The sequence below is a fragment of the Stenotrophomonas sp. PAMC25021 genome, assembly GCF_004795795.1.
In the GTDB taxonomy this organism is placed as follows: Bacteria; Pseudomonadota; Gammaproteobacteria; order Xanthomonadales; family Xanthomonadaceae; genus Stenotrophomonas; species Stenotrophomonas muris.
Genome location: NZ_CP039255.1, coordinates 62,017 through 80,579, shown reverse-complemented (window position 1 = coordinate 80,579; position 18,563 = coordinate 62,017). Strand labels below are relative to the sequence as shown.

The following is an 18,563-nucleotide window of genomic DNA, read 5'->3' as shown; positions in this document are numbered from 1 at the left end:
CGGCCTCAGTCGGCCGCCAGAATGGTGTCCCAATCGGCGAACGCGCGCAGGCCGCTGCGTCCGGCGGTGATGATCGAGGCGGTGTTGTCGAGCTGGCAACGGTATTGCGGCTGCAGCCCGGACGCCCGCGCGGACACGGCCATGGCGTGTACCAGCTGTCGCGCGTGACCGCGACCGCGGGCCTCGGGCAGGGTCAGTACGCCCATATCGGCGAAGGCTGGATCCAGGCTCCAGGGGTACATGCTTCCCGCAGCGACCAGGCGCTCGCCGTCGAAGGCACCGAACACCTGCCAGTGATCCAGCTCGACCCAAGCGGCATCGAGATCGTCCTCGCTGGCCGTGGCCTGGAACGCGCTGAACGCTGCCGCGTCGGTCGCGCCGAGGCGGCGGATATGCGGTGGGGCAGGGTGTTCGGCGAGGGCGGCGAGTGTTGCGGTGGGGAAGTGGAAGACACGATCCGCGCCGTGCGTATGCTGGCCGAGCTGCTGCAAGCGCTGTTGCAGCTGCGCCAGTGTCCAGTGCGGTTGCGCACGCAGTTGCAGGCGAGCGGCCAGGGCAGGACGCAACAGCGCTCGGGCGGGGCCCGCGACCGGCTGTAACAGCATGCCGTCCTCACCCTCATCGACATCATCGCTGCACGCCAGGTGCAGCTGCGGCCCCTGCTGCAACGTGCGCTGGCCGGCGAACACGCGCTTCCAGGCAGCATCGATCAACGGGGAAATCGCATCATCCATGACAAACGGTTCGCTCAGTGTCGGGGCAGTTCAACCTGCAGGCCTGCGGCCTTCCATTCGGGATAGCCGGCGGCCAGTCGCTGCGCGCTGAGGCCGGCTTCGCGCAGCATCATCACTGCATCGTTGGACAGCACGCAGTAGGGCCCGCGGCAGTACGCGACAATGTGGACGGCGCGCGGCAGTTCGTCCATCCGCGCGTGCAGTTCCGTAGCGGGAATGTTCAGCGCGCCGGGCAGGTGGCCCAGATCGAATTCCTCGCGCGGCCGCACGTCCAGCAGTACCACGCTGTCGCGTTGCTCCAGCAGCTGCTCGACGGTCAGCCCTTCCAGTGCATCGCGGCGCTGCAGGCTGTCGGTGAGGACGCCCTGCATTTCGCTGCGCTGGTGGTCGGCATAGTCGCGCAGCGCGGCCAGCAGGTTGGCCAGTGGGCCGTCAGCGCTGCGGTAGAGGATGCGCTTGCCGTCACGGCGTGTCTGCACCAGGCCGGCACGACGCAGCTGCTGCAGGTGCTGGGAGGTATTGGCCACCGACAGGCCGCTCAGTTCGGCCAGGCGCTCGACCGCACGCTCGCCCTGGGCGATGTGCTCCAGCAGGGCCAGGCGGTGCGGGTGGCCCAGGGTGCGGGCGATCTCGGCCAGCGCTTCCAGCGTGGACGGCGGCAGCTCGGTTGCAGCGTTCATGCCGGGCACGCTAGCATCGCTCCATCATTCAATCAAATAATTGAGGGTTGGCGGAATGAGTGGCTGGGCGACGACATTGGTGATCGATGCGGTAGTGATCGGCGTGGGCGCGACCGCGCTGATGGATCTGTGGGCGTTGCTGCAGCGCAGGCTGCTCGGCATTCCGTCGCTGGATTTTGCGATGGTCGGCCGCTGGCTCGGCCACCTGCGGCGTGGGCGCTTGCGCCATGAGGGCATTGGTCGTTCGCTGCCGGTGGCCGGCGAGCGCGCGCTGGGCTGGACCGCGCATTACGTGATCGGTGTGGTCTTCGCCGTGTTGTTGCTGGCCGTGGTCGGGAACGGTTGGGTGCAGGCACCGACCCTGTGGCCGGCGCTGGCCTTCGGCGTTCTCAGCGTTGCCGCGCCGTTCTTCATCCTGCAGCCGGGCATGGGCGCCGGCATTGCCGCTTCGAAGACCCCGGCGCCTGGCAAGGCGCGGCTGCGCAGCCTGGTGGCACACAGCGTGTTCGGCGCAGGCATGTACCTTTCCGCGCTGCTGTTGGCCGGGGTCCGTGCAGGATGAGCGAGAATCCGTGGGGTCACCGGCAACAGGAACATCCCCGCATGGAAGTACCCGATCCTTTCACTGATGGCATGCCGCTGCCGTGGGCGTGGCGGGAAACATTGGCCGATGCGCGCATCGAGCGACAGTCGATCGGCGTATCGCGCGCAGACGTCGCCCGTGTGCATCGCCCGGGACAGGCTGATGCCTTCCTGAAATCGGAAGTGATCGATGCCTTCAGTGAGCTGGGCGACGAGATCGCGCGCCTGCGCTGGCTGCAGGCGCAGGGCCAGCCGGCACCAACGGTAATTGCCACCGCCGAAGAAGCGGGCCGGCGCTGGTTGCTGATGAGCGCGCTGCCCGGCCGCGACTTGGCCTCGTCGCCTGAGCTTCCGCCCCAGCGCCTGGTGGAACTGCTGGCCGATGCGCTGCGGGGCCTGCATGCCATACCGGTGGCGGCCTGTCCGTTCGACCAGCGGCTGGCCTCGCGCCTGCAGGCCGCGCAGGAACGGGTCGAGGCGGGCCTGGTCGACGCCGATGACTTCGATGACGAGCGCCTGGGGCAGAGCGCACAGCAGGTGTTCGCCGAACTGCGCGCTACCCGGCCCGATCACGAGGATCTGGTGGTCAGCCACGGCGACGCCTGCCTGCCGAACCTTTTGGCAGCCGAAGGCCGTTTCAGCGGTTTCATCGACTGTGGCCGGCTGGGTGTGGCCGATCGCTACCAGGATCTGGCGCTCGCCGCGCGCAGCCTGGTCCACAACTTCGGCGACACGCGCTGGGTCGCGCCGCTGTTCCGGCGCTATGGCGTTGTGCCCGACGAACGGCGGCTGGCGTTCTACCGTCTTCTCGACGAGTTCTTCTGAAACCTCGGAGGGCAGCGTAGGCAGGGCTGAACGGTGCCCTGCCGGCGGATCCGGGCGCCCTTAAAAGTGGACGAACGTTCGTTCACTATTTGTGGCATGAACCGAGCCGACCGCAACGAGCAACGCATCGCGCAGATCCTGCAGGCCGCCCTGCAGTGCTTTCTCGTGAAGGGCTTCCACCAGACCAGCATGCGTGACATCGCGCAGGCGGCCGGCGTCAGCCTCGGCAATCTCTACAACCACTTCCCGGGCAAGGAGGCGATCATCCTTGCGGTGGCCGTGGCCGAAGGCGAGGAACTGGCACCGTTGCTGCAGCGACTGGCCGCGTCCGATGGCGAGCGCGCACGGGTGCTGGTTTTCCTTCAGGACTTCCACGCACTGTGCCGGCAACCGGAGTGGGCAACGCTCGCCGTCGAAGTGCTGGCCGAGAGCGCACGCAATCCGGCCGTGGCCGAGGCATTTGCGGCCAATCGCAGGCAATTGCAGGCGACGCTGGCCGAAGCCCTGCAGCAGGTGGCACGGCGCGAACGTCGGCGCCCCGTGCTGGCCCCGGCACTGCAGGCACAGGTGCTGCTGGATGCCATCGAAAGCGATGCCCTGCGCCGAGGGCTGGGCGAAGCCGGGGGCACCGATGAGGCATCGCTGGATCTCGGCCTGCTTGCGCTGCTGCTGGGCGCACGCGCATGAGCGCCGTCGACCGGCGACTGCACGGCGTTGATCTGGCGCGTTACCTGGCCTTGGCCGGCATGGTGCTGGTCAACTTCCGCCTGGCGATGGCCGTGCCGGCAGAGGGCGCCGGATGGTTGGCAGGCGTCTTCCACTTTCTGGAAGGCAAGGCTTCGGCGACGTTCGTTACGCTGGCCGGGTTGGGCCTGGTACTGGGCACGCATCGGCAGGGTTGGTGGCCGGCCAGTGTGCAGACCTGGCGGCGCGCACTGTTCCTGCTGGTGCTGGGCCTGCTCAACCTGACGCTGTTCCCGGCCGATATCCTGCATTACTACGCGGTGTATTTCGCGCTGGCCGTGCTGTGGCTGCGGGCCTCGCCGCGGGTGTTGCTGGCCAGCATCGTGGGGATCGCGGCCTGTTCGTTCTGGGCGTTGCTGCACTGGGACTACAGCCAGGGATGGAACTGGCAGACGCTGGAATACGCCGGTCTGTGGCAATGGCCGGGCGCGGCCCGCAACCTGCTGTTCAATGGGTTCCATCCGCTGCTGCCGTGGCTGTGCTTCTTCCTGCTGGGCATGCTGCTGGCGCGGCTGCAACTGTCGCAACCGCGGGTCCAGCGCGCGCTGCTGGTGCTGGGCCTGATGCTGATCGTGGCTGGACATGGCGTGCAGCAGCTTGCGCAGGGGACGCCCTGGCAGGCGTGGCTGGGAACGCAGCCGATGCCACCGGGACCGGCCTACGTACTCACAGGCGCGGGCGCGGCCTGCAGTGTCATTGCAGCCTGCCTGTGGCTGACGCGTGTACGACCGGGTGACTGGCTGGAACCGTTCACCGCGGCCGGGCGCATGACCCTGACCCTGTACGTCGGCCATATCCTGCTGGGCATGGGCACGCTGGAAGGCCTGGGCCTGCTTGATGGCAGCGCGTCGCTCGCGTCGGTGCTGCTGTGGGCATTGTTGTTCCTGATGCTGGCCACGAGCGCAGCGTGGCTGTGGTCCTGGCGGTTCGCGCGGGGCCCATTGGAAGCGGTGATGCGACGCGTCGCCGGCTAGCACTTTGGTCGCGCAGGCACGATGTTGTGACGGACATGTCTGTGTCGCGGCCCGCGCATCTGCGATAGTGGCGGCAGGTAATACTCTCCGCTTGCATCCATGTCATTCGCTTCGGCGCAGCATCTCGGCGAAGTCCTTCAGCAGTCCTATGGCATCACCGCCAATGCCGTGGTGCCACGCCCGGTTGGCGCCGATGCCAACGCCAGTGTGTATCGCATCGATGCACGGCGCGGGCAATGGTGGTTGAAGTGCCGCAGTTACCAGGTTGCCCCTGCCGTCTGGGACACCCTGCATTGGCTGCGCGGCACGCTGGGCATCGAGGAAATCGTCGCGCCCTGGCCGGCCCTGACCGGTGGAGCGTCAGTGCAGCGCTGGGGCCTGCAGTTCACCCTGTTCCCGTATGTGGAAGGCCAGTCCGGCTTCGAGGCGGCGTTGAGCCGCACGCAGTGGCAACGATTGGGCGAGGTGCTGCGGCGCCTGCACGAGGCGTGCCCGCCACCGGCGCTGCAGGAGGCGCTGCCGAGCCTGCGGATGGAAACCGCGGCGCTTGATACGGTCGGGCAATGGCTGGCCGGCGAGGGCCTGGCGGCCGCCAGGGATGGGCTGGGCCGCGCCTTCGTATCCGTCTGGGACCAGCAGCATGCGCGCATCGCGGCGCTGCATGCGCAGGCACTGCAGCTGCACGCGGCGTTGCAGGATGTCCCGGTGCGGCTGCACCTGTGCCACACCGACCTGCATGCCGGCAATCTGCTGATGGGCAATGACGGCAGCCTGCACCTGATCGATTGGGATGGCCTGTCGCTGGCCCCGCGCGAGCGCGACCTGATGTTCATCGGTGGCGCGGTCGGTGGGCGCTGGGGGCGCGAGAACCCGTTGGGATTCGAGGAAGGCTATGGCAGTGACCGCGGCGATCCACGCTGGATCGCCTGGTACCGGCACTGGCGCATCCTGCAGGACCTGATCGAGTTCCAGCAGGTCCTGCTGGGCAGTGATGGAGAGGACCGTTCGCCGCAGCTGCGCCGGCAGTCGCTGCATTTCCTCAGCGAACAGTTCGCACCGGGCAATGTATTCGACGCGGCAGAGCGGGTGTATCGCGCGCTGTAGATCCACGCCATGCGTGCATGGCATTTTCTACGATGAACCCTCACGCTGCGCGATGAGTCGAGCATGGCTCGGCTCTACAGGGGGCCGCGGTGTCTGCGCGGGGTGTGGATCTACTCTGCGGGCTTGGCCGCTGCAGAGGCCGCCGCGCTTGCAGCGCGGCGTGACAGCACGGCTTCGCGGTGGGCGATGTAGGCGTTGGCGGCGAGGATGATGCCGGCACCGATGATCGTCCAGCGGTCCACCGTTTCGTTGAACAGCAGCCAGCCGAACAGCGTTACCAGGGGCAGCTGCAGGAAGCTGATCGGGGTCAGGGCGGAGACTTCGCCCAGCCGTAGCGCGCGGGTCCACAACAGCTGGCCGACGGTGCCGAGCACGCCGGTGGCCAGCAGCCACAGCCAGGCCGACCCGGTTGGCCAGGCCCAGACGAACAGCGCCGGCACCAGCGACAGCGGCACCCAGAACACGTAGGTATAGAGCACCACGGTATCGGCACTGTCGACGCGGGTCAGCTGCTTGATCTGGATCGCCACCAGCGAGCTGAGTACCGCCGCACCCACCGCGACCAAGCTGCCGGCGGTGAAGCCGGCGGTGCCGGGACGCACGATCACCAGCACGCCGATGAAGCCGACCACGACCGCGGCCCAGCGGCGCACGCGCACGGTTTCACCCAGCCACAGCACGGCGGCAATCGTGACGAACAGCGGCGTGGAGTACGACAGCGACACCGCCTGCGCCAACGGCAGGTGGCCCAGTGCCCAGAACGCGCACAGCATCGAGCCCAGGCCAATCGCACTACGCACGAAATAGCGCGGCAGCTGCTGCGTCTTCAGCGGCGCACGGCCCGGCCGCAGCAGCATCGGCAGCAACGCCAGCAGGCCGAAGGCATTGCGGAAGAACGCCACTTCCTGGGTCGGAACGTAGCGTGTGGCATAGCGGATCGCTACCGCCATCAGGCCGAACGCCATCGTACTGCCGAGCATCAACAGCGCCGCCCGCATCGGAGTGGCGCCGGGGGAGAGGGCGAGAGTGTTCACCACTGTGCGCCGAGCAGGCGGGGCTCCGGTTCGATCGGCACGCCGAACTTCTCCAGCACCGAGGCCGAGATGCGGCGCGCCAGCGCCAGCAGTTCAGCGCCGCTGGCATTGCCGTGGTTGACCAGCACCAGCGCGTGGCTGGGAGCCACGCCGGCATCGCCGTCGCGGAAGCCCTTCCAGCCGCAGGATTCGATCATCCAGGCCGCCGAGACCTTGCGCTTGTCGTCCTGCTCGGCCGGGAACACCGGCAGGTCGGGGAAATGCTGCAGCAGCACGTCGACCTGCTCCAGCGGCAGCACCGGGTTCTTGAAGAAGCTGCCGGCATTGCCGAGTACCTCCGGGTCGGGCAGCTTGCGGCGGCGGATCGCGATCACCGCATTGGCCACGTCCACCGCGCCCGGCAGCACCACGCCCTGCGCCTGCAGCTCTTCGCGGATGCCGGCGTAGTCCATGCGCAGGTCGTGCAGCAGTGGCAGTTTCAGTTCGATGGCGGTGATCAGGTAGCGATCGGGCTGTTGCTTGAACACGCTGTCGCGGTAGGCGAAACCACACTGTTCGTTATCCAGGCGCACCCAGGCCTGCTCCTGGCAGTCCCAGGCTTCGACCGCCTGGATGAACTCGCCGACCTGCGCGCCATAGGCGCCGATGTTCTGGATCGGTGCGGCACCGGCGGTGCCGGGAATCAGCGCCAGGTTTTCCAGGCCGGACAGGCCTTCCTGCAGCGACCACATCACCAGGCCATGCCAGGGCACGCCGGCGCCGGCGCGGATCACGGCATGGTCGGCGCGGTGTTCAAGGAAACTGATGTCGCGGTTGCCGAACACCAGCACGGTACCGGGCAGATCCTCGGCGATCAGCACGTTGCTGCCGGCGCCCAGCACCAGCAGCGGGCCGTTGGCCACCTCGGGCAGTGCCAGCACCTCCGGCAGCAGCGCGGCATCGTGCAGTTCCAGCAGCTGTTCCGCATTGGCCTGCACGTGGAAGGTATTCAGTGCCTGCAGCGGCGCATTGCGGGTGAGTGTCCAGCGCAGCGGGGCGTTGTCGTCGGTGGTGTCCATGGGCGCGCTCACAGTGGGGCCACCGCGCCGCGGCTCGGCGCTTCGCGGCGGCGACGGATCGCCTCCACGCATTCGGAAACCAGCGCCGGTCCACGGAAGATCAGGCCGCTGTAGCACTGCACCAGCGCGGCACCGGCCGCCATCTTGGCCACGGCATCGGCACCGGACAGGATGCCGCCGACGCCGACCAAGGGCACCGACTCGGGCAGGCGCGAGCGCAGGCGGCGCAGCACCAGCGTGGACTGCTCCAGCACCGGCGCACCGGACAGGCCACCGGCCTCGTTGGCCAGCGGATCGCCGGCCACCTTGCTGTGGTCGATGGTGGTGTTGGTGGCGATCACGCCGTCCACCTGCAGCTCGCCCAGCACGCGGGCGGCGGCATCGATGTCGCGCTCGCTGAGGTCCGGCGCCACCTTCACCAGCATCGGTACGCGGCGGCCGTGGCGGGCCGCGAGCTCTTCCTGGCGGTCACGCAGCTGGCTGACCAGCTGGCGCAGCGCGGTTTCTTCCTGCAGTTCACGCAGGCCGGCGGTGTTGGGCGAGGAAATGTTGACAGTGATGTAGTCGGCCAGCGCGTACACCTTGTCCAGGCAGGCGATGTAATCGTCCACGGCCTGTTCGTTGGGGGTGTCCTTGTTCTTGCCGATGTTGATGCCGAGCAGGCCGCGGCGGTTGCGCGCGCGCTCGACGTTGCGCACCAGCGCGTCCACGCCCGCATTGTTGAAGCCCATGCGGTTGATGATCGCGTTGTGTTCCGGCAGGCGGAACAGGCGCGGCTGCGGATTGCCGGCCTGCGGGCGCGGGGTGATCGTGCCGATTTCGACGAAGCCGAAGCCGAGCGCGAACAGCGCATCGATGTGCTCCCCGTTCTTGTCCAGGCCGGCGGCCAGGCCGACCGGGTTGGGGAACGTCAGCCCGAACACCGTGCTGGGCATCGGCGCGATGCGTGCGGCCAGCAGCGGCGTGGTGCCGGTGCGATAGGCCAGGTCCAGTGCGGACAGGCCAAGGCCGTGGGCGCGCTCGGCGTCGAGCGAGAACAGGAAGGGGCGGGCAAGCGAATACATGCGTCGGTTCAGTCCAGCGTGCCGAGGAAGGCTCGGGTTCGATATTCAAAAGCGACCTGGCCGTCGACCGCGTGGGCGGCGAACAGGTGCTGCAGAGCGTCGATCATCGGTGCGTGGCGCGGATGACCGGATTGAGGGGCGTAGGAGGAGGACAGCAGGCGCCCGCGCAGGGCGTCGAAGTCCAGGTGCTGCACGTTCGGCAGCTCCACCCTGCCGCGCAGGCCAGCGCCGAACCAGGCCTGCATGGTGGCGTCGTCCTGGTAGCGCTCGGCCACGGCGGTGTAGTCGGTGCCGTAGTCCAGCAGCAGCTGTTCGTAGCCGACCAGGAACGGGCTGGCATCGAGCAGGCGAGAATTCCAGTAGATGAGGGCCTGGCCGCCGGGGCGCAGGATGCGCTGCCACTCGGCGCGTACCGCCACGGTGTCGAACCAATGGAAGGCCTGCGCGACGCTGACCAGATCGATGCTGGCATCGTCCAGTGCGGTGGCCTCGGCGCGGCCGTCCACCGCACGGAACTGCGGGTACTGCGGTGCCAGCCATTCTTCCGCCGCGCCCCGCATGGCCGCATTGGGCTCAACCGCGACAACAGGATGGCCGCTGGCCAGGAACAGGCGGCTGGAAATGCCGGTACCGGCGCCGATGTCAGCCACACGCGCCTGCTGGCTGACACCCATCGGGCCATGCAGCCACTCCAGCAGCGCGGGTGGGTAGTCGGGCCGGTAGCGGACGTAGTCGGCGACGCGGCTGCTGAAGCGTTCAGTGCTGTCGGAGGCGGTCATGGCGTCAGTTCGACACCGCCGCCAGCCACGCCAGGCCGCCGAAGAACAGGATGAAGACCACGATGGCGGCAAGTGCCGCGCCGACCATGACCCAGCCCAGCACCAGTCCGGTGACGGCCAGGCCATCGCCTTCCAGTTCGTGCGGGCGGCGGCGGATTTCGGCGCGGGCCATGTGGCCGGTGATGATGGCGACGATGCTGGCCACGAAGGGCAGGACGGTCCAGCTGGCGATGCCCATGACCAGGCTGACCACGGCCAGGGCGCTTGTCTGTCGGGGTGCCACGCTCATCGGGGTCCTCCTTGGCAGTGTGCACATGATAGTGCCTCTGCCCCGGCAATCCCATGCCCGGCGGATGCGATGGCAGGCGTCGACCCTGGCCGACGAATGGGATTTTGGCCCTGGTAGGCGTCGACCTTGGTCGACGAAAGGGATTTCGGCCTTGGCAGGCGTCGAGCTTGGTCGACGAAGGGATTTCGGCCCTGGTAGGCGTCGACCTTGGTCGACGAAAGGCATGCCAACCAGGGTTGGCGGCTACCGAAGTGCCGGTATCAGCCCATCAACACCTGGCCGCCATCCACATTGAGCACGCTACCGGTGACCCAGCGCGCCAGCGGCGAGCACAGGAACAGGGCGGCGTCGGCGATCTCGCGCGGGTGGCCGAAGCGGCCGAACGGAATCTTCGCCAGGGTGCCGTGGTACAGCTCAGGGTCCTCGACGCGGCGACGGTCCCAGAGGCCGTCATCGAACTCGATCGAGCCCGGGGCGATGGCATTGACCCGGATCCGCTCCTTGGCCAGCGCCAGCGCCTGTGACGTGGTGTAGTGCGAAAGCGCCGCTTTGGCCGCAGCATACGGCGCGCCACCGGGGCGCGGCTGCTGCGCGGCAATCGACGACAGATTCAGGATGCAGGCGTCGCTGGAGGCACGCAGCCATGGCAGTGCCAGGCGCGAGGCACGCACGGCCGCCATCAGGTCGATCTGCAGGCTGGCCGCCCAGCCGTCCTCGTCGTCGGCCATGCCGTAGCCGGTGGCATTGTTGACCAGTACATCGATACCGCCGAGGGCATCGGCAGCGGCCTGCAGCCAGGCCTGGATCTGGCCGGGATCGGCCAGATCGGTGGAAAACGCGTGCAGTTCGAAGCCCTGCGCCCGTGCATCGGCACGCAGGGCATCCAGGCCGGCCTGGCCGCGGGCGCAGACCGAGACCTGTGCGCCGGCGCCGGCAAAGGCCAGCGCCATTTCACGGCCAATGCCCTTGCTGCCGCCGGCGATGAGCACGCGGCGGCCGCTGAAATCGAGGGTCGGAGCCCCTGCGGGGATCCGACCCCTCGCTGGGGCCAGGTCCCCGGAGGGGCTCTGGCCCACGGACGTGTCTGCGTCGTTTGCCATCACAGGTCGAACTTGATGCCCTGGGCCAGCGGCAGCGAATCCGAATAGTTGATGGTGTTGGTCTGGCGGCGCATGTAGACCTTCCACGCATCCGAACCGGATTCGCGGCCACCGCCGGTGTCCTTCTCGCCACCGAAGGCGCCGCCGATCTCCGCACCGGACGTGCCGATGTTGATGTTGGCGATGCCGCAGTCGCTGCCGGCAGCCGACAGGAACTTCTCGGCAGTCTTCAGGTTCTGGGTGAAGATTGAGGACGACAGGCCCTGCGGCACGCCGTTCTGCATGTCGATGGCTTCATCGAGGGTGTCGTACGGCATCACGTACAGGATCGGCGCGAAGGTCTCGTGCTGGACCACGGCGTCGCTGTTCTTCAGGCCGGAGACGATGGCCGGCAACACGAAGTTGCCCGGGCGGTCGATGCGGCTGCCACCGGTTTCGATGGTGCCGCCGGCCGCCTTGGCCTGGGCGATCGCATCGAGGAACTGCTGCACGGCGCCTTCGCTGTTCAGCGGGCCCATCAGGTTGGCCGCATCGGTCGGGTCGCCGATCTTGCCTTCCACCTGCTTGTAGGCCTTGACCAGGGTGGCCAGCACGTCGGCGTAGATCGAGCGGTGCACGATCAGGCGGCGGGTGGTGGTGCAGCGCTGGCCGGCGGTGCCGACGGCGCCGAACACGATGCCCGGCACGGCCAGCTTCAGGTCGGCGGTTTCGTCCAGGATGATGGCGTTGTTGCCGCCGAGTTCCAGCAGGCAGCGGCCGAGGCGGCGCGCGACCTTCTCGTTGACGGTGCGACCGACCTGGGTCGAGCCGGTGAAGCTGATCAGCGGCACGCGTCGGTCATCGACCATCTTTTCCGACAGCGCGGTGCCGGCATCGTTGATCAGGAAGAAGATGTCCGGGAAGCCGGCTTCGCGCAGGGCGTCGTTGCAGATCTTCAGCGAGGCGATGGCGGTCAGCGGCGTCTTGTTGGACGGCTTCCAGATGCACACGTCGCCACAGATGGCGGCCAGGAACGAGTTCCAGCTCCACACCGCGACCGGGAAGTTGAAGGCCGAGATGATGCCGACCAGGCCCAGCGGGTGGTACTGCTCGTACATGCGGTGGCCGGGGCGCTCGGAATGCATGGTGTAGCCGTACAGCATGCGGCTCTGGCCCACGGCGAAATCGGCGATGTCGATCATCTCCTGCACTTCGCCGTCGCCTTCCGGCTTGCTCTTGCCCATTTCCAGCGCAACCAGCGAACCCAGGGCGTCCTTGTGCCTGCGCAGTGCTTCACCGCAAAGGCGCACGGCTTCACCGCGGCGCGGGGCCGGCGTGGTGCGCCAGACCTTGAAGGCTTCCTGGGCGCGGGCAACGACGATCTCGTACTCGGCCTCGGTGGTCGCGCGGACCTGCGCGATCGGCTCGCCGGTGGTCGGGTTGACCGGGGTGATCAGCTCACCGCTGGTCGCGCTCGACCACTCCCCGTTGCCCAGGTACGTGCCAGCGTTGATCGCGTCCAGGCCAAGGGACTTGAGCAGCTCGGAAGACATGCAGACTCCTGTATTTCGTTACGTTGTTTGGCGCCATCGCGGGCAGGTGGGGGACGCGATGAACTGAATCGCCGATGGTAGCAGAGCGCCCCGGCCAGCCATGGTGCAACGCGCCAGCCAGGCCTGGCCGAACATGAATGCTTGGAGGGCGGGGCACGTTGCCTGTAAACTTCCCGGCTGCATGGCCCCGTAGCTCAGCTGGATAGAGCGTCCCCCTCCTAAGGGGAAGGTCGCCCGTTCGAATCGGGCCGGGGTCACCAGAATCAATGGAACAGGGCGAGCGGCGTCGTCGGGCTTGAATGGGTCTACTTCGGACGGACCGGGATGATGGGTTTCACCGTGACAATCCCGCTGCCACCTCCTCCGCAGCTTCCATAGCAGCCTCCGCCAGGGTTAAATCCGCCGGTTCCACCAGCACCTCCGCCGCTGCCACCGCCGGCACCTCCACCGCCACGGCTGGGCGGCTGCTGAGTTCCCGGCAGGGGCTGGACGCAAGGGCTTCCAGTGAGGCAAGTAACAGCGGCTTCTTCGACGGACCCGTCACCCCAGGTCACCTTGATCCTGCTGCCGACAGGCAAAGACGCAATGCCATGCGTGATTCGGTACATGCCCGCCAAACCGACAAGGCCGGCGCGTCGCAGCTCCACCATTTCGTAGGCGGACAAATTCTGCGCAACTGCAACCTGGTTATACGGATACGAACTGGCGTTGATCGATACTGTTGCAGCAACGGCGGCAAAGGCCGTGAAAACCAGCCCGGCGATACTCCACTTCGTTCTTCCGGAGATTCGATTCACTGCGGCGTCCTTTTCAAGATGGCTTCTTCCCAACTGCTCTGTTTACTTCTCCTATTGCTCTATCAAGCGACTCTTGCTGTCCAGCAGGAACCACCCTGCTCCTGATGGCGTCTTCAAAATTCTCTGATCCGCACACGCCCGAATTGACACATAGTGAATCCATGCGGAATGAGCCGGCTCCGCAATCTGCCCCCATTCGGCAGGCGACGATGCCCCAGGCATAGTTGGCGTATGGACCCGTAGCGCTTGCATTGAAGGCACCGAGATCGGTTCCCTCTGGCGCGAGCGCTAGCAGATCTCCCAGTGCAAAAATTGCCTCCGGGTCTGCAGAATTGACCGCATCGCGTGCCAGTAGCTGATAGTCACCAGGTTTGAGGCTGGTCCACTTGCTGGATGCCATGTAAATCCTGGCGTAAGGATCGCCGTGATCTGCCGCGCGTTCAAACCATTTTGTATAGTGCTCTTCGAGTATCACGTCGCCGCCGTCAACGACCGAGCAGGTCGCTGCGAAGCGCTTCTTGATGTCATCGTATGCGCCTTGCGTTTTCCCGCTGAGGCGCGCGTATGCGTCCAACGTCGCATACATGTTCGAATGGGAAATGCTGAAAACGGAGCAATGCTGATAAATCTGCCCCAGCTTGCGCTGTGCTGCTACGTCCCCGGCTTCTGCACGTGAACGAAGTTCAAGAAATCCGGCTGCTGCATCCTGTGTGTTGGAACTCAACTCAGGACCTGTGAGGGATGAGGCGGTATGGCTAGAGTTGGCCTGATCCTTGGAGTTTGGCTGATTGGTTTGAGAATCAGGTTTGCGCTGTTGTGTGTCCGCTTTGGTTGGGACATACCAAAAACTGACTCCCGCCAAGACGATCAGTATCAATGCAGAGAAGCTCAGGACTTTGACTCGTGGAGACATGGCGTTCCTTCATGACCGATCAGCGCGGTACGCGTGCAGGGATTGTCACGGTGCCCAATCAGGGGCTGGGCTCCGACCGCCGCGCACTTTGGCAGGTCCCATGCCTACAAAACGGGATGGGGCGACGCTCCCCCCATCAGGCCATAGGTCTAGTTCAGTATTTGTTTATGTACTGGACGCTGAGTGGAAGCCTGGACACGCCTAATCCTGGTTCAGGCCGAGCCCCACCTTCGCTGGGGTGGATCTTTGACGATAGAGGGCACTTGTTCGAATCGGGCCGGGGGCGCTATTGCATGCACCGCGCGTGATGCCCCTTCGCGCAGGCTACAGAGCAACTCCAGGCCTCGCAGCACCTCCGCCACGTGCGCCTGCTCTTCGCCTCGCAACCCAAGCAGCGGCCGCGGCAGGCAGTCGTAACTGCACAGGCCCATCAGTGCCGCCGCGCATGCCATGACGCGGACGCCGCCGAAGCGGTTGTACAGCGCCCAGAGCGGCTCCGCCGGATCCCGAGGGCAGAAGGAAAAGAGGGGTTGTCAGGTGTGGCGGCGGTGGACGATCGGCATTGCTTATTGCCCTGGGACAAAATTCAAGCGCTGCCGTGCAACGTGATCCGGCCACCGGGATCGCGCACCATGGCGGCCATCCTTCCTTGCGGGCACGCCATGAGTGAGTACCTTCGCCCCGTGCAGCCTCCGCACTTCGCCGCCATCGGCGCGTGGCTGGATTCGGCCAGCGCAACCCGGCGCTGGGCCGGTCCCGGCGTGGCGTATCCGCTCGTGCCGGACGCATTCGCGCACGCACTGCAACTGCAGCAGCGCCCGGGCTGGGTGCTGCTGGATGCGCATGGCCACTGCCTTGGTTTCGGCCAGTACTGGCCAACGACCTCCGGCACGCTGCACCTGGGCCGCATCATCGTTTCGCCGCGGGCACGCGGGCGTGGACTGGGACGTGTACTGATGCAGGCGCTGATGGCGCAGGCGTTGCAGTCGCCCGGGGCGGAGCGGCTGACCCTGCGTGTCTATCGTGACAACGTCGCGGCGGTGACCCTGTACCGCGACCTGGGCTTTCAGCCGATGGAAGACGCTTCGACGCCGGAACTGCTGTTCATGCAGCACCGTGCCGGCTGAGTGGTGATCACGCGCGCAGCACGGAAGCCTGTTGCGCTTGCCATTGCTCGCGGGTGATGCGGCTGATGTGTTCGGTGCGGTAGTCGCCGAGGAAGCTGTTGAACTTGTTCACTTCGGTATGGTGATGCTGGAAACCGCATTTGCTCTGTACGCTCAGGGACTGCAGGTTGTCGGCGAAGTAGCCGCACCACAGTGCGTCCAGGCGCAGGCCGAGGAAGGCGTGCCGCATCACTTCGCGCACTGCTTCGGGCACCAGGCCGCGCCCCCAGTACGGTACGCCGATCCAGTAGGCGATCTCGCCTTCGCGTTCGCCGATCTCGAAGTTGCTGTCGGCACCGATCAGGATGCCGACGCAGCCGATGGCGTGGCCATCTTCGCGGCTCTGCAGGGCATAGACCTCCGGCCGGTTGAACACGGTGCGGATGATCTCGGTACTTTCCTCGACGCTGGTGTGGGCTGGCCATCCGGCGATGGGCCCGACGCGCAGGTCGCGGGCGTATTCGTACAGGTCGGCGGCGTCGGTGTCGCGCCAGGGGCGCAGGATCAAGCGTTCGGTATGCAGCGGCATGGCCGTTCCAGGGGCAGGGAGAGAGCGCACAGGCTAGGCCGCGTCGGGCGGAGGGCACAGGGCGGGACCTTGATGGTTTCGGTACTTTTCACAACTCCCCGGCGTTGCCCGGTATGCTGTGCCGCGGAATGCAGCCGGATCGGCCAATGGACCGTATACCCCAGCTTCTGGATCAGGACGAATCGATGCGCCTGGAGGTCAGTACGCTGGCCGAGGGGCAGGGGGTTCCGCTGTCGTTCGGGCACGCGTATCTGGCGGTACTGGTGTGCGTGTCCGGGCGTGCGCGCTTCGCACTGAACTTCCGTGAGGTGGCGGTGCAGCGGCACGACGTGCTGGTGCTGGCCGAGGACACGCTGGCGCTGCTGCGGAAGCGATCGCGTGGCTTCCTGGCGGTGGTCTGCCTGATGCCGAAGGCGCTGGCGTCGGAGGTGGCCTACGTACTGCCCAACGCGCTGTTCAAGTTCCTGCATGAGCATCCCCATTGCGTGCCGTCGCCGCTGGAGGTGCCGCTCCTGCAGGGCTGGCTGCAGCAGCTGATGGACGCGCAGCATACTGGGGGCCGCTATCGGCACGTGATGCTGCGCAATCTGCTGCAGACCTTTTTCCTGAAATTCGCCACGCTGTTGCCGGCACAGAAAGGGGCCGCAGCGCCGGTCAGCCGGCGCGAGCGCCTGGCCTGGAATTTCTGGGAACTGGTCGGCCAGCGCAGTACCCGCCAGCGCGACGTGCAGTCTTATGCCGATGCGTTGTGCATCACGCCGTTCTATCTTTCGCAGCTGACCCGCGAGTGCTTCGGTGAAACACCCAAGGCGTTGATCGACCGCCAGGTGGTGCTGGAGATCAAGGCGCTGCTGAGCTACAGCGAGCTGCCGATCGGGCGCATCGCCGAGCGATTGTGCTTCGAGGATGCGTCCTACCTGTGCCGCTACTTCCGGCGGCACACCGGGCAGTCGCTGACCGGCTACCGCCGTGCGGGGCAGGGCGGCGCTAGTGGGATACGAACAGCGGTGCCGGCACTTCGGGCAGCAGATCCTCGGTAGCCCCGCCCAGCACGCGTTCGACCACGCAGTCGCGGCGGTAGGGCCCCAGCACCCGCAGATCGGCTTCGCCAGTCCTGGCGAAAGGTCAATCCTGCTTCAACAGCTCGACCAGCTGGCGCAGGCGATAGGGCTTGGGCAGGAACTCCACCTGCTCCGGCAGCGGCGGCAGCTGCGAGCGCGCGTAGCCGGAGGACAGGATCATGCGTGCCTGCGGCTGTTCGCGGGCGACGTGCTCGCTCAGTTCGATGCCGGACATGCCGTTGGGCATGCTGACATCGCTGAACACCACGTCAAAACGCGCCTCGCCCTTGAGCAGCTCCGCCGCCTCGTGGCCATCGGCGGTGGTGGCGACCTCGATGCCGAAATCGCGCAGGGCCAAGCCGATCATCTCGCGCAGATCGTTCTGGTCCTCCACCATCAGTACGCGGATGGGTTCATCGGTCATGGGTTGCTTCCTCTGATGCGGGTAACAGCAGGCTTACCGTCGTGCCGACACCGGGCGTGGTGGACACATCGACGAAGCCGCCGCTCTGGGTAGTGAATCCGAACACCTGGCTCAGGCCCAGGCCGCTGCCCTTGCCGATGTCCTTGGTGGTGAAGAAGGGCTCGCTGGCGCGCTCGGCGATGTCGGCCGCCATGCCATGGCCTTCGTCACAGACGCTGAGGGTGACATAGCCGCGTTGCAGCGTAGTGTCCGCATCCGGGTCGAGTCGATGTTCCAGCGCGGTGCCGATCAGGATGCGCCCGCCATCGATGGTGGCCTCTACGGCATTTGCCACCAGGTTGGCCAGGGCAGCCTGCAGCTGCATCGCGTCGGTGCACACCTGCGGCAGGCCCGGCGTGAGGCAGGCGTCCAGCGTCACCGTGGGTGGGCAGGCGCGCTGCAGGCCCGGCAGCCATTGCTGTACCAGCGTGTTGATGTCCAGCGGTTCGCGGATCAGGGTCTGGCCCGTGCTGAAGGCCAGCAGCTGGCGGGTCAGCAGGGCGCCGCGGTCGGTGGCCGCCTGCGCAGCGTCCAGCAGCTCGGCGGCGCGTGCATCGTCACCGCGGACGCGTAGCGACAGCAGGTCCAGCGCGTTGCCGATGGTGGTCAGCAGGTTGTTGAACTCGTGCGACAGGCCGCGGCTGAGCCGGCCGACCGTCTCGAACTGCTGGGTGTTGCGCAGCGCACGCTGGGCATCGCGCAGCAGTCGCTGTGCCTGCCATTGCTCGGTGATGTCACGGGTGATCTTGACGAAGCCAAGCAGTTCGCCCGCTTCGACGACCGGCTCGATGACCACGCTGGCGCGGAACGAGGAGCCGTCGCGGCGTACCCGCCAGCCCTCGCTGGCAACATGGCCCTGCTGCGCCGCGAGGCGGAGCAGGCGCTGCGGTTCGCCGGCCTCGCGCTCGGTGGCCAGGTAGAAACGACCGAAGTGCGTACCCACCACTTCATCGGCTGAATAGCCCTTGATGCGCTCGGCGCCCGGGTTCCAGCTGCAGACGATGCCTTCAGGATCAAGCAGGTACAGCGCATGGTCGCGCACGCTGTCGATCAGCAATCGCAGTTGTCGGGAAGGGTCCGTCAGCACGGACGTCGTAGAGGCAGCTGCGTCCACGTGTAGATAAGTGTTACCCCT

General features: G+C 66.6%; 21 protein-coding genes and 1 tRNA gene. 8 read left to right on the top strand and 14 right to left on the bottom strand.

Annotation, left to right across the window (positions count from 1 at the left end; genetic code table 11):
* Positions 1-5: 5 nt before the first annotated feature.
* Positions 6-734 carry a GNAT family N-acetyltransferase gene (locus tag E5790_RS00380; RefSeq protein WP_111206788.1) on the bottom strand — a complete coding sequence of 243 codons (729 nt, stop codon included), beginning with the start codon at positions 732-734 and terminating at the stop codon, positions 6-8.
* A 14-nt stretch (positions 735-748) separates the two neighbouring features.
* Positions 749-1,414, bottom strand: a complete 666-nt coding sequence (locus E5790_RS00375) for a metalloregulator ArsR/SmtB family transcription factor (protein ID WP_111206789.1) — start codon at positions 1,412-1,414, stop codon at positions 749-751.
* A 55-nt stretch (positions 1,415-1,469) separates the two neighbouring features.
* Here E5790_RS00375 and E5790_RS00370 point away from each other — a divergent pair, with 55 nt between their 5' ends.
* From E5790_RS00370 to E5790_RS00350, 5 genes are all read left to right on the top strand, one after another.
* The gene (locus E5790_RS00370) at positions 1,470-1,976 is read left to right on the top strand and encodes a DUF2938 domain-containing protein (RefSeq protein ID WP_049440782.1); all 507 of its coding nucleotides are present in this window, start codon (positions 1,470-1,472) and stop codon (positions 1,974-1,976) included.
* A 41-nt stretch (positions 1,977-2,017) separates the two neighbouring features.
* Positions 2,018-2,821, top strand: coding sequence for an APH(3')-II family aminoglycoside O-phosphotransferase (locus tag E5790_RS00365; RefSeq protein ID WP_111206790.1), 804 nt, complete (start codon positions 2,018-2,020; stop codon positions 2,819-2,821).
* Between the two features lie 96 nt (positions 2,822-2,917).
* Positions 2,918-3,508 carry a TetR/AcrR family transcriptional regulator gene (locus tag E5790_RS00360; protein WP_014646914.1) on the top strand — a complete coding sequence of 197 codons (591 nt, stop codon included), beginning with the start codon at positions 2,918-2,920 and terminating at the stop codon, positions 3,506-3,508.
* Entirely contained in the window at positions 3,505-4,539 is a 1,035-nt protein-coding gene (locus E5790_RS00355) for a heparan-alpha-glucosaminide N-acetyltransferase domain-containing protein (protein WP_111206791.1), read from the top strand. The genes E5790_RS00360 and E5790_RS00355 overlap by 4 nt, the downstream gene beginning before the upstream one ends.
* Before the next feature lie 99 nt (positions 4,540-4,638).
* On the top strand, positions 4,639-5,643 hold the full coding sequence (locus tag E5790_RS00350) for an aminoglycoside phosphotransferase family protein (protein ID WP_032959991.1): 1,005 nt from the start codon (positions 4,639-4,641) through the stop codon (positions 5,641-5,643).
* A 110-nt stretch (positions 5,644-5,753) separates the two neighbouring features.
* Here the strand turns inward: E5790_RS00350 and E5790_RS00345 are convergent, their stop codons facing one another.
* From E5790_RS00345 to E5790_RS00315, 7 genes are all read right to left on the bottom strand, one after another.
* Entirely contained in the window at positions 5,754-6,641 is an 888-nt protein-coding gene (locus E5790_RS00345; protein ID WP_049406338.1) for a DMT family transporter, read from the bottom strand.
* 32 nt (positions 6,642-6,673) lie between these two features.
* Positions 6,674-7,735 carry a UDP-N-acetylmuramate dehydrogenase gene (gene murB / locus E5790_RS00340; protein ID WP_111206792.1) on the bottom strand — a complete coding sequence of 354 codons (1,062 nt, stop codon included), beginning with the start codon at positions 7,733-7,735 and terminating at the stop codon, positions 6,674-6,676.
* A gap of 8 nt (positions 7,736-7,743) precedes the next feature.
* A complete protein-coding gene (locus E5790_RS00335) occupies positions 7,744-8,799 on the bottom strand; it encodes a quinone-dependent dihydroorotate dehydrogenase (RefSeq protein ID WP_032962331.1) in 1,056 nt (351 codons plus the stop codon).
* Between the two features lie 8 nt (positions 8,800-8,807).
* Positions 8,808-9,578: a class I SAM-dependent methyltransferase gene (locus E5790_RS00330; protein ID WP_049440796.1), complete on the bottom strand. Its 771-nt coding sequence runs from the start codon at positions 9,576-9,578 to the stop codon at positions 8,808-8,810.
* A gap of 4 nt (positions 9,579-9,582) precedes the next feature.
* Positions 9,583-9,867: a DUF4190 domain-containing protein gene (locus tag E5790_RS00325; RefSeq protein WP_014646921.1), complete on the bottom strand. Its 285-nt coding sequence runs from the start codon at positions 9,865-9,867 to the stop codon at positions 9,583-9,585.
* Between the two features lie 260 nt (positions 9,868-10,127).
* Positions 10,128-10,967: an SDR family NAD(P)-dependent oxidoreductase gene (locus tag E5790_RS00320; RefSeq protein ID WP_049440798.1), complete on the bottom strand. Its 840-nt coding sequence runs from the start codon at positions 10,965-10,967 to the stop codon at positions 10,128-10,130.
* Complete coding sequence (locus tag E5790_RS00315; RefSeq protein ID WP_049440800.1) at positions 10,967-12,499, bottom strand: aldehyde dehydrogenase family protein; 1,533 nt, start codon at positions 12,497-12,499, stop codon at positions 10,967-10,969. The genes E5790_RS00320 and E5790_RS00315 overlap by 1 nt, the downstream gene beginning before the upstream one ends.
* Before the next feature lie 183 nt (positions 12,500-12,682).
* Between E5790_RS00315 and E5790_RS00310 the strand changes: the two genes are divergently transcribed.
* Positions 12,683-12,759: transfer RNA gene (locus E5790_RS00310), tRNA-Arg, on the top strand.
* Between the two features lie 45 nt (positions 12,760-12,804).
* Here the strand turns inward: E5790_RS00310 and E5790_RS00305 are convergent.
* Together E5790_RS00305 and E5790_RS00300 are read right to left on the bottom strand one after the other, a co-directional pair.
* Positions 12,805-13,296: a hypothetical protein gene (locus tag E5790_RS00305; RefSeq protein WP_111206793.1), complete on the bottom strand. Its 492-nt coding sequence runs from the start codon at positions 13,294-13,296 to the stop codon at positions 12,805-12,807.
* A gap of 13 nt (positions 13,297-13,309) precedes the next feature.
* Entirely contained in the window at positions 13,310-14,209 is a 900-nt protein-coding gene (locus E5790_RS00300) for a hypothetical protein (RefSeq protein ID WP_136191651.1), read from the bottom strand.
* Positions 14,210-14,871: 662 nt separating this feature from the next.
* Here E5790_RS00300 and E5790_RS00290 point away from each other — a divergent pair.
* On the top strand, positions 14,872-15,336 hold the full coding sequence (locus E5790_RS00290) for a GNAT family N-acetyltransferase (protein WP_041863362.1): 465 nt from the start codon (positions 14,872-14,874) through the stop codon (positions 15,334-15,336).
* A 7-nt stretch (positions 15,337-15,343) separates the two neighbouring features.
* On the opposite strand, the gene E5790_RS00285 is transcribed toward E5790_RS00290, so the two are convergent.
* A complete protein-coding gene (locus E5790_RS00285; protein ID WP_111206794.1) occupies positions 15,344-15,904 on the bottom strand; it encodes a GNAT family N-acetyltransferase in 561 nt (186 codons plus the stop codon).
* A gap of 146 nt (positions 15,905-16,050) precedes the next feature.
* On the opposite strand from E5790_RS00285, the gene E5790_RS00280 reads away from it, so the two are divergent.
* On the top strand, positions 16,051-16,944 hold the full coding sequence (locus E5790_RS00280) for a helix-turn-helix domain-containing protein (protein ID WP_111206795.1): 894 nt from the start codon (positions 16,051-16,053) through the stop codon (positions 16,942-16,944).
* Positions 16,945-17,029: 85 nt separating this feature from the next.
* Here the strand turns inward: E5790_RS00280 and E5790_RS00270 are convergent, their stop codons facing one another.
* Positions 17,030-17,389 (bottom strand): response regulator, encoded by a 360-nt coding sequence (locus E5790_RS00270; protein ID WP_014646927.1) that lies wholly within the window; start codon positions 17,387-17,389, stop codon positions 17,030-17,032.
* Positions 17,379-18,515 (bottom strand): PAS domain-containing sensor histidine kinase, encoded by a 1,137-nt coding sequence (locus E5790_RS00265; RefSeq protein WP_032957663.1) that lies wholly within the window; start codon positions 18,513-18,515, stop codon positions 17,379-17,381. Before E5790_RS00265 ends, E5790_RS00270 begins: the two co-directional genes overlap by 11 nt.
* Positions 18,516-18,563: the final 48 nt, after the last annotated feature.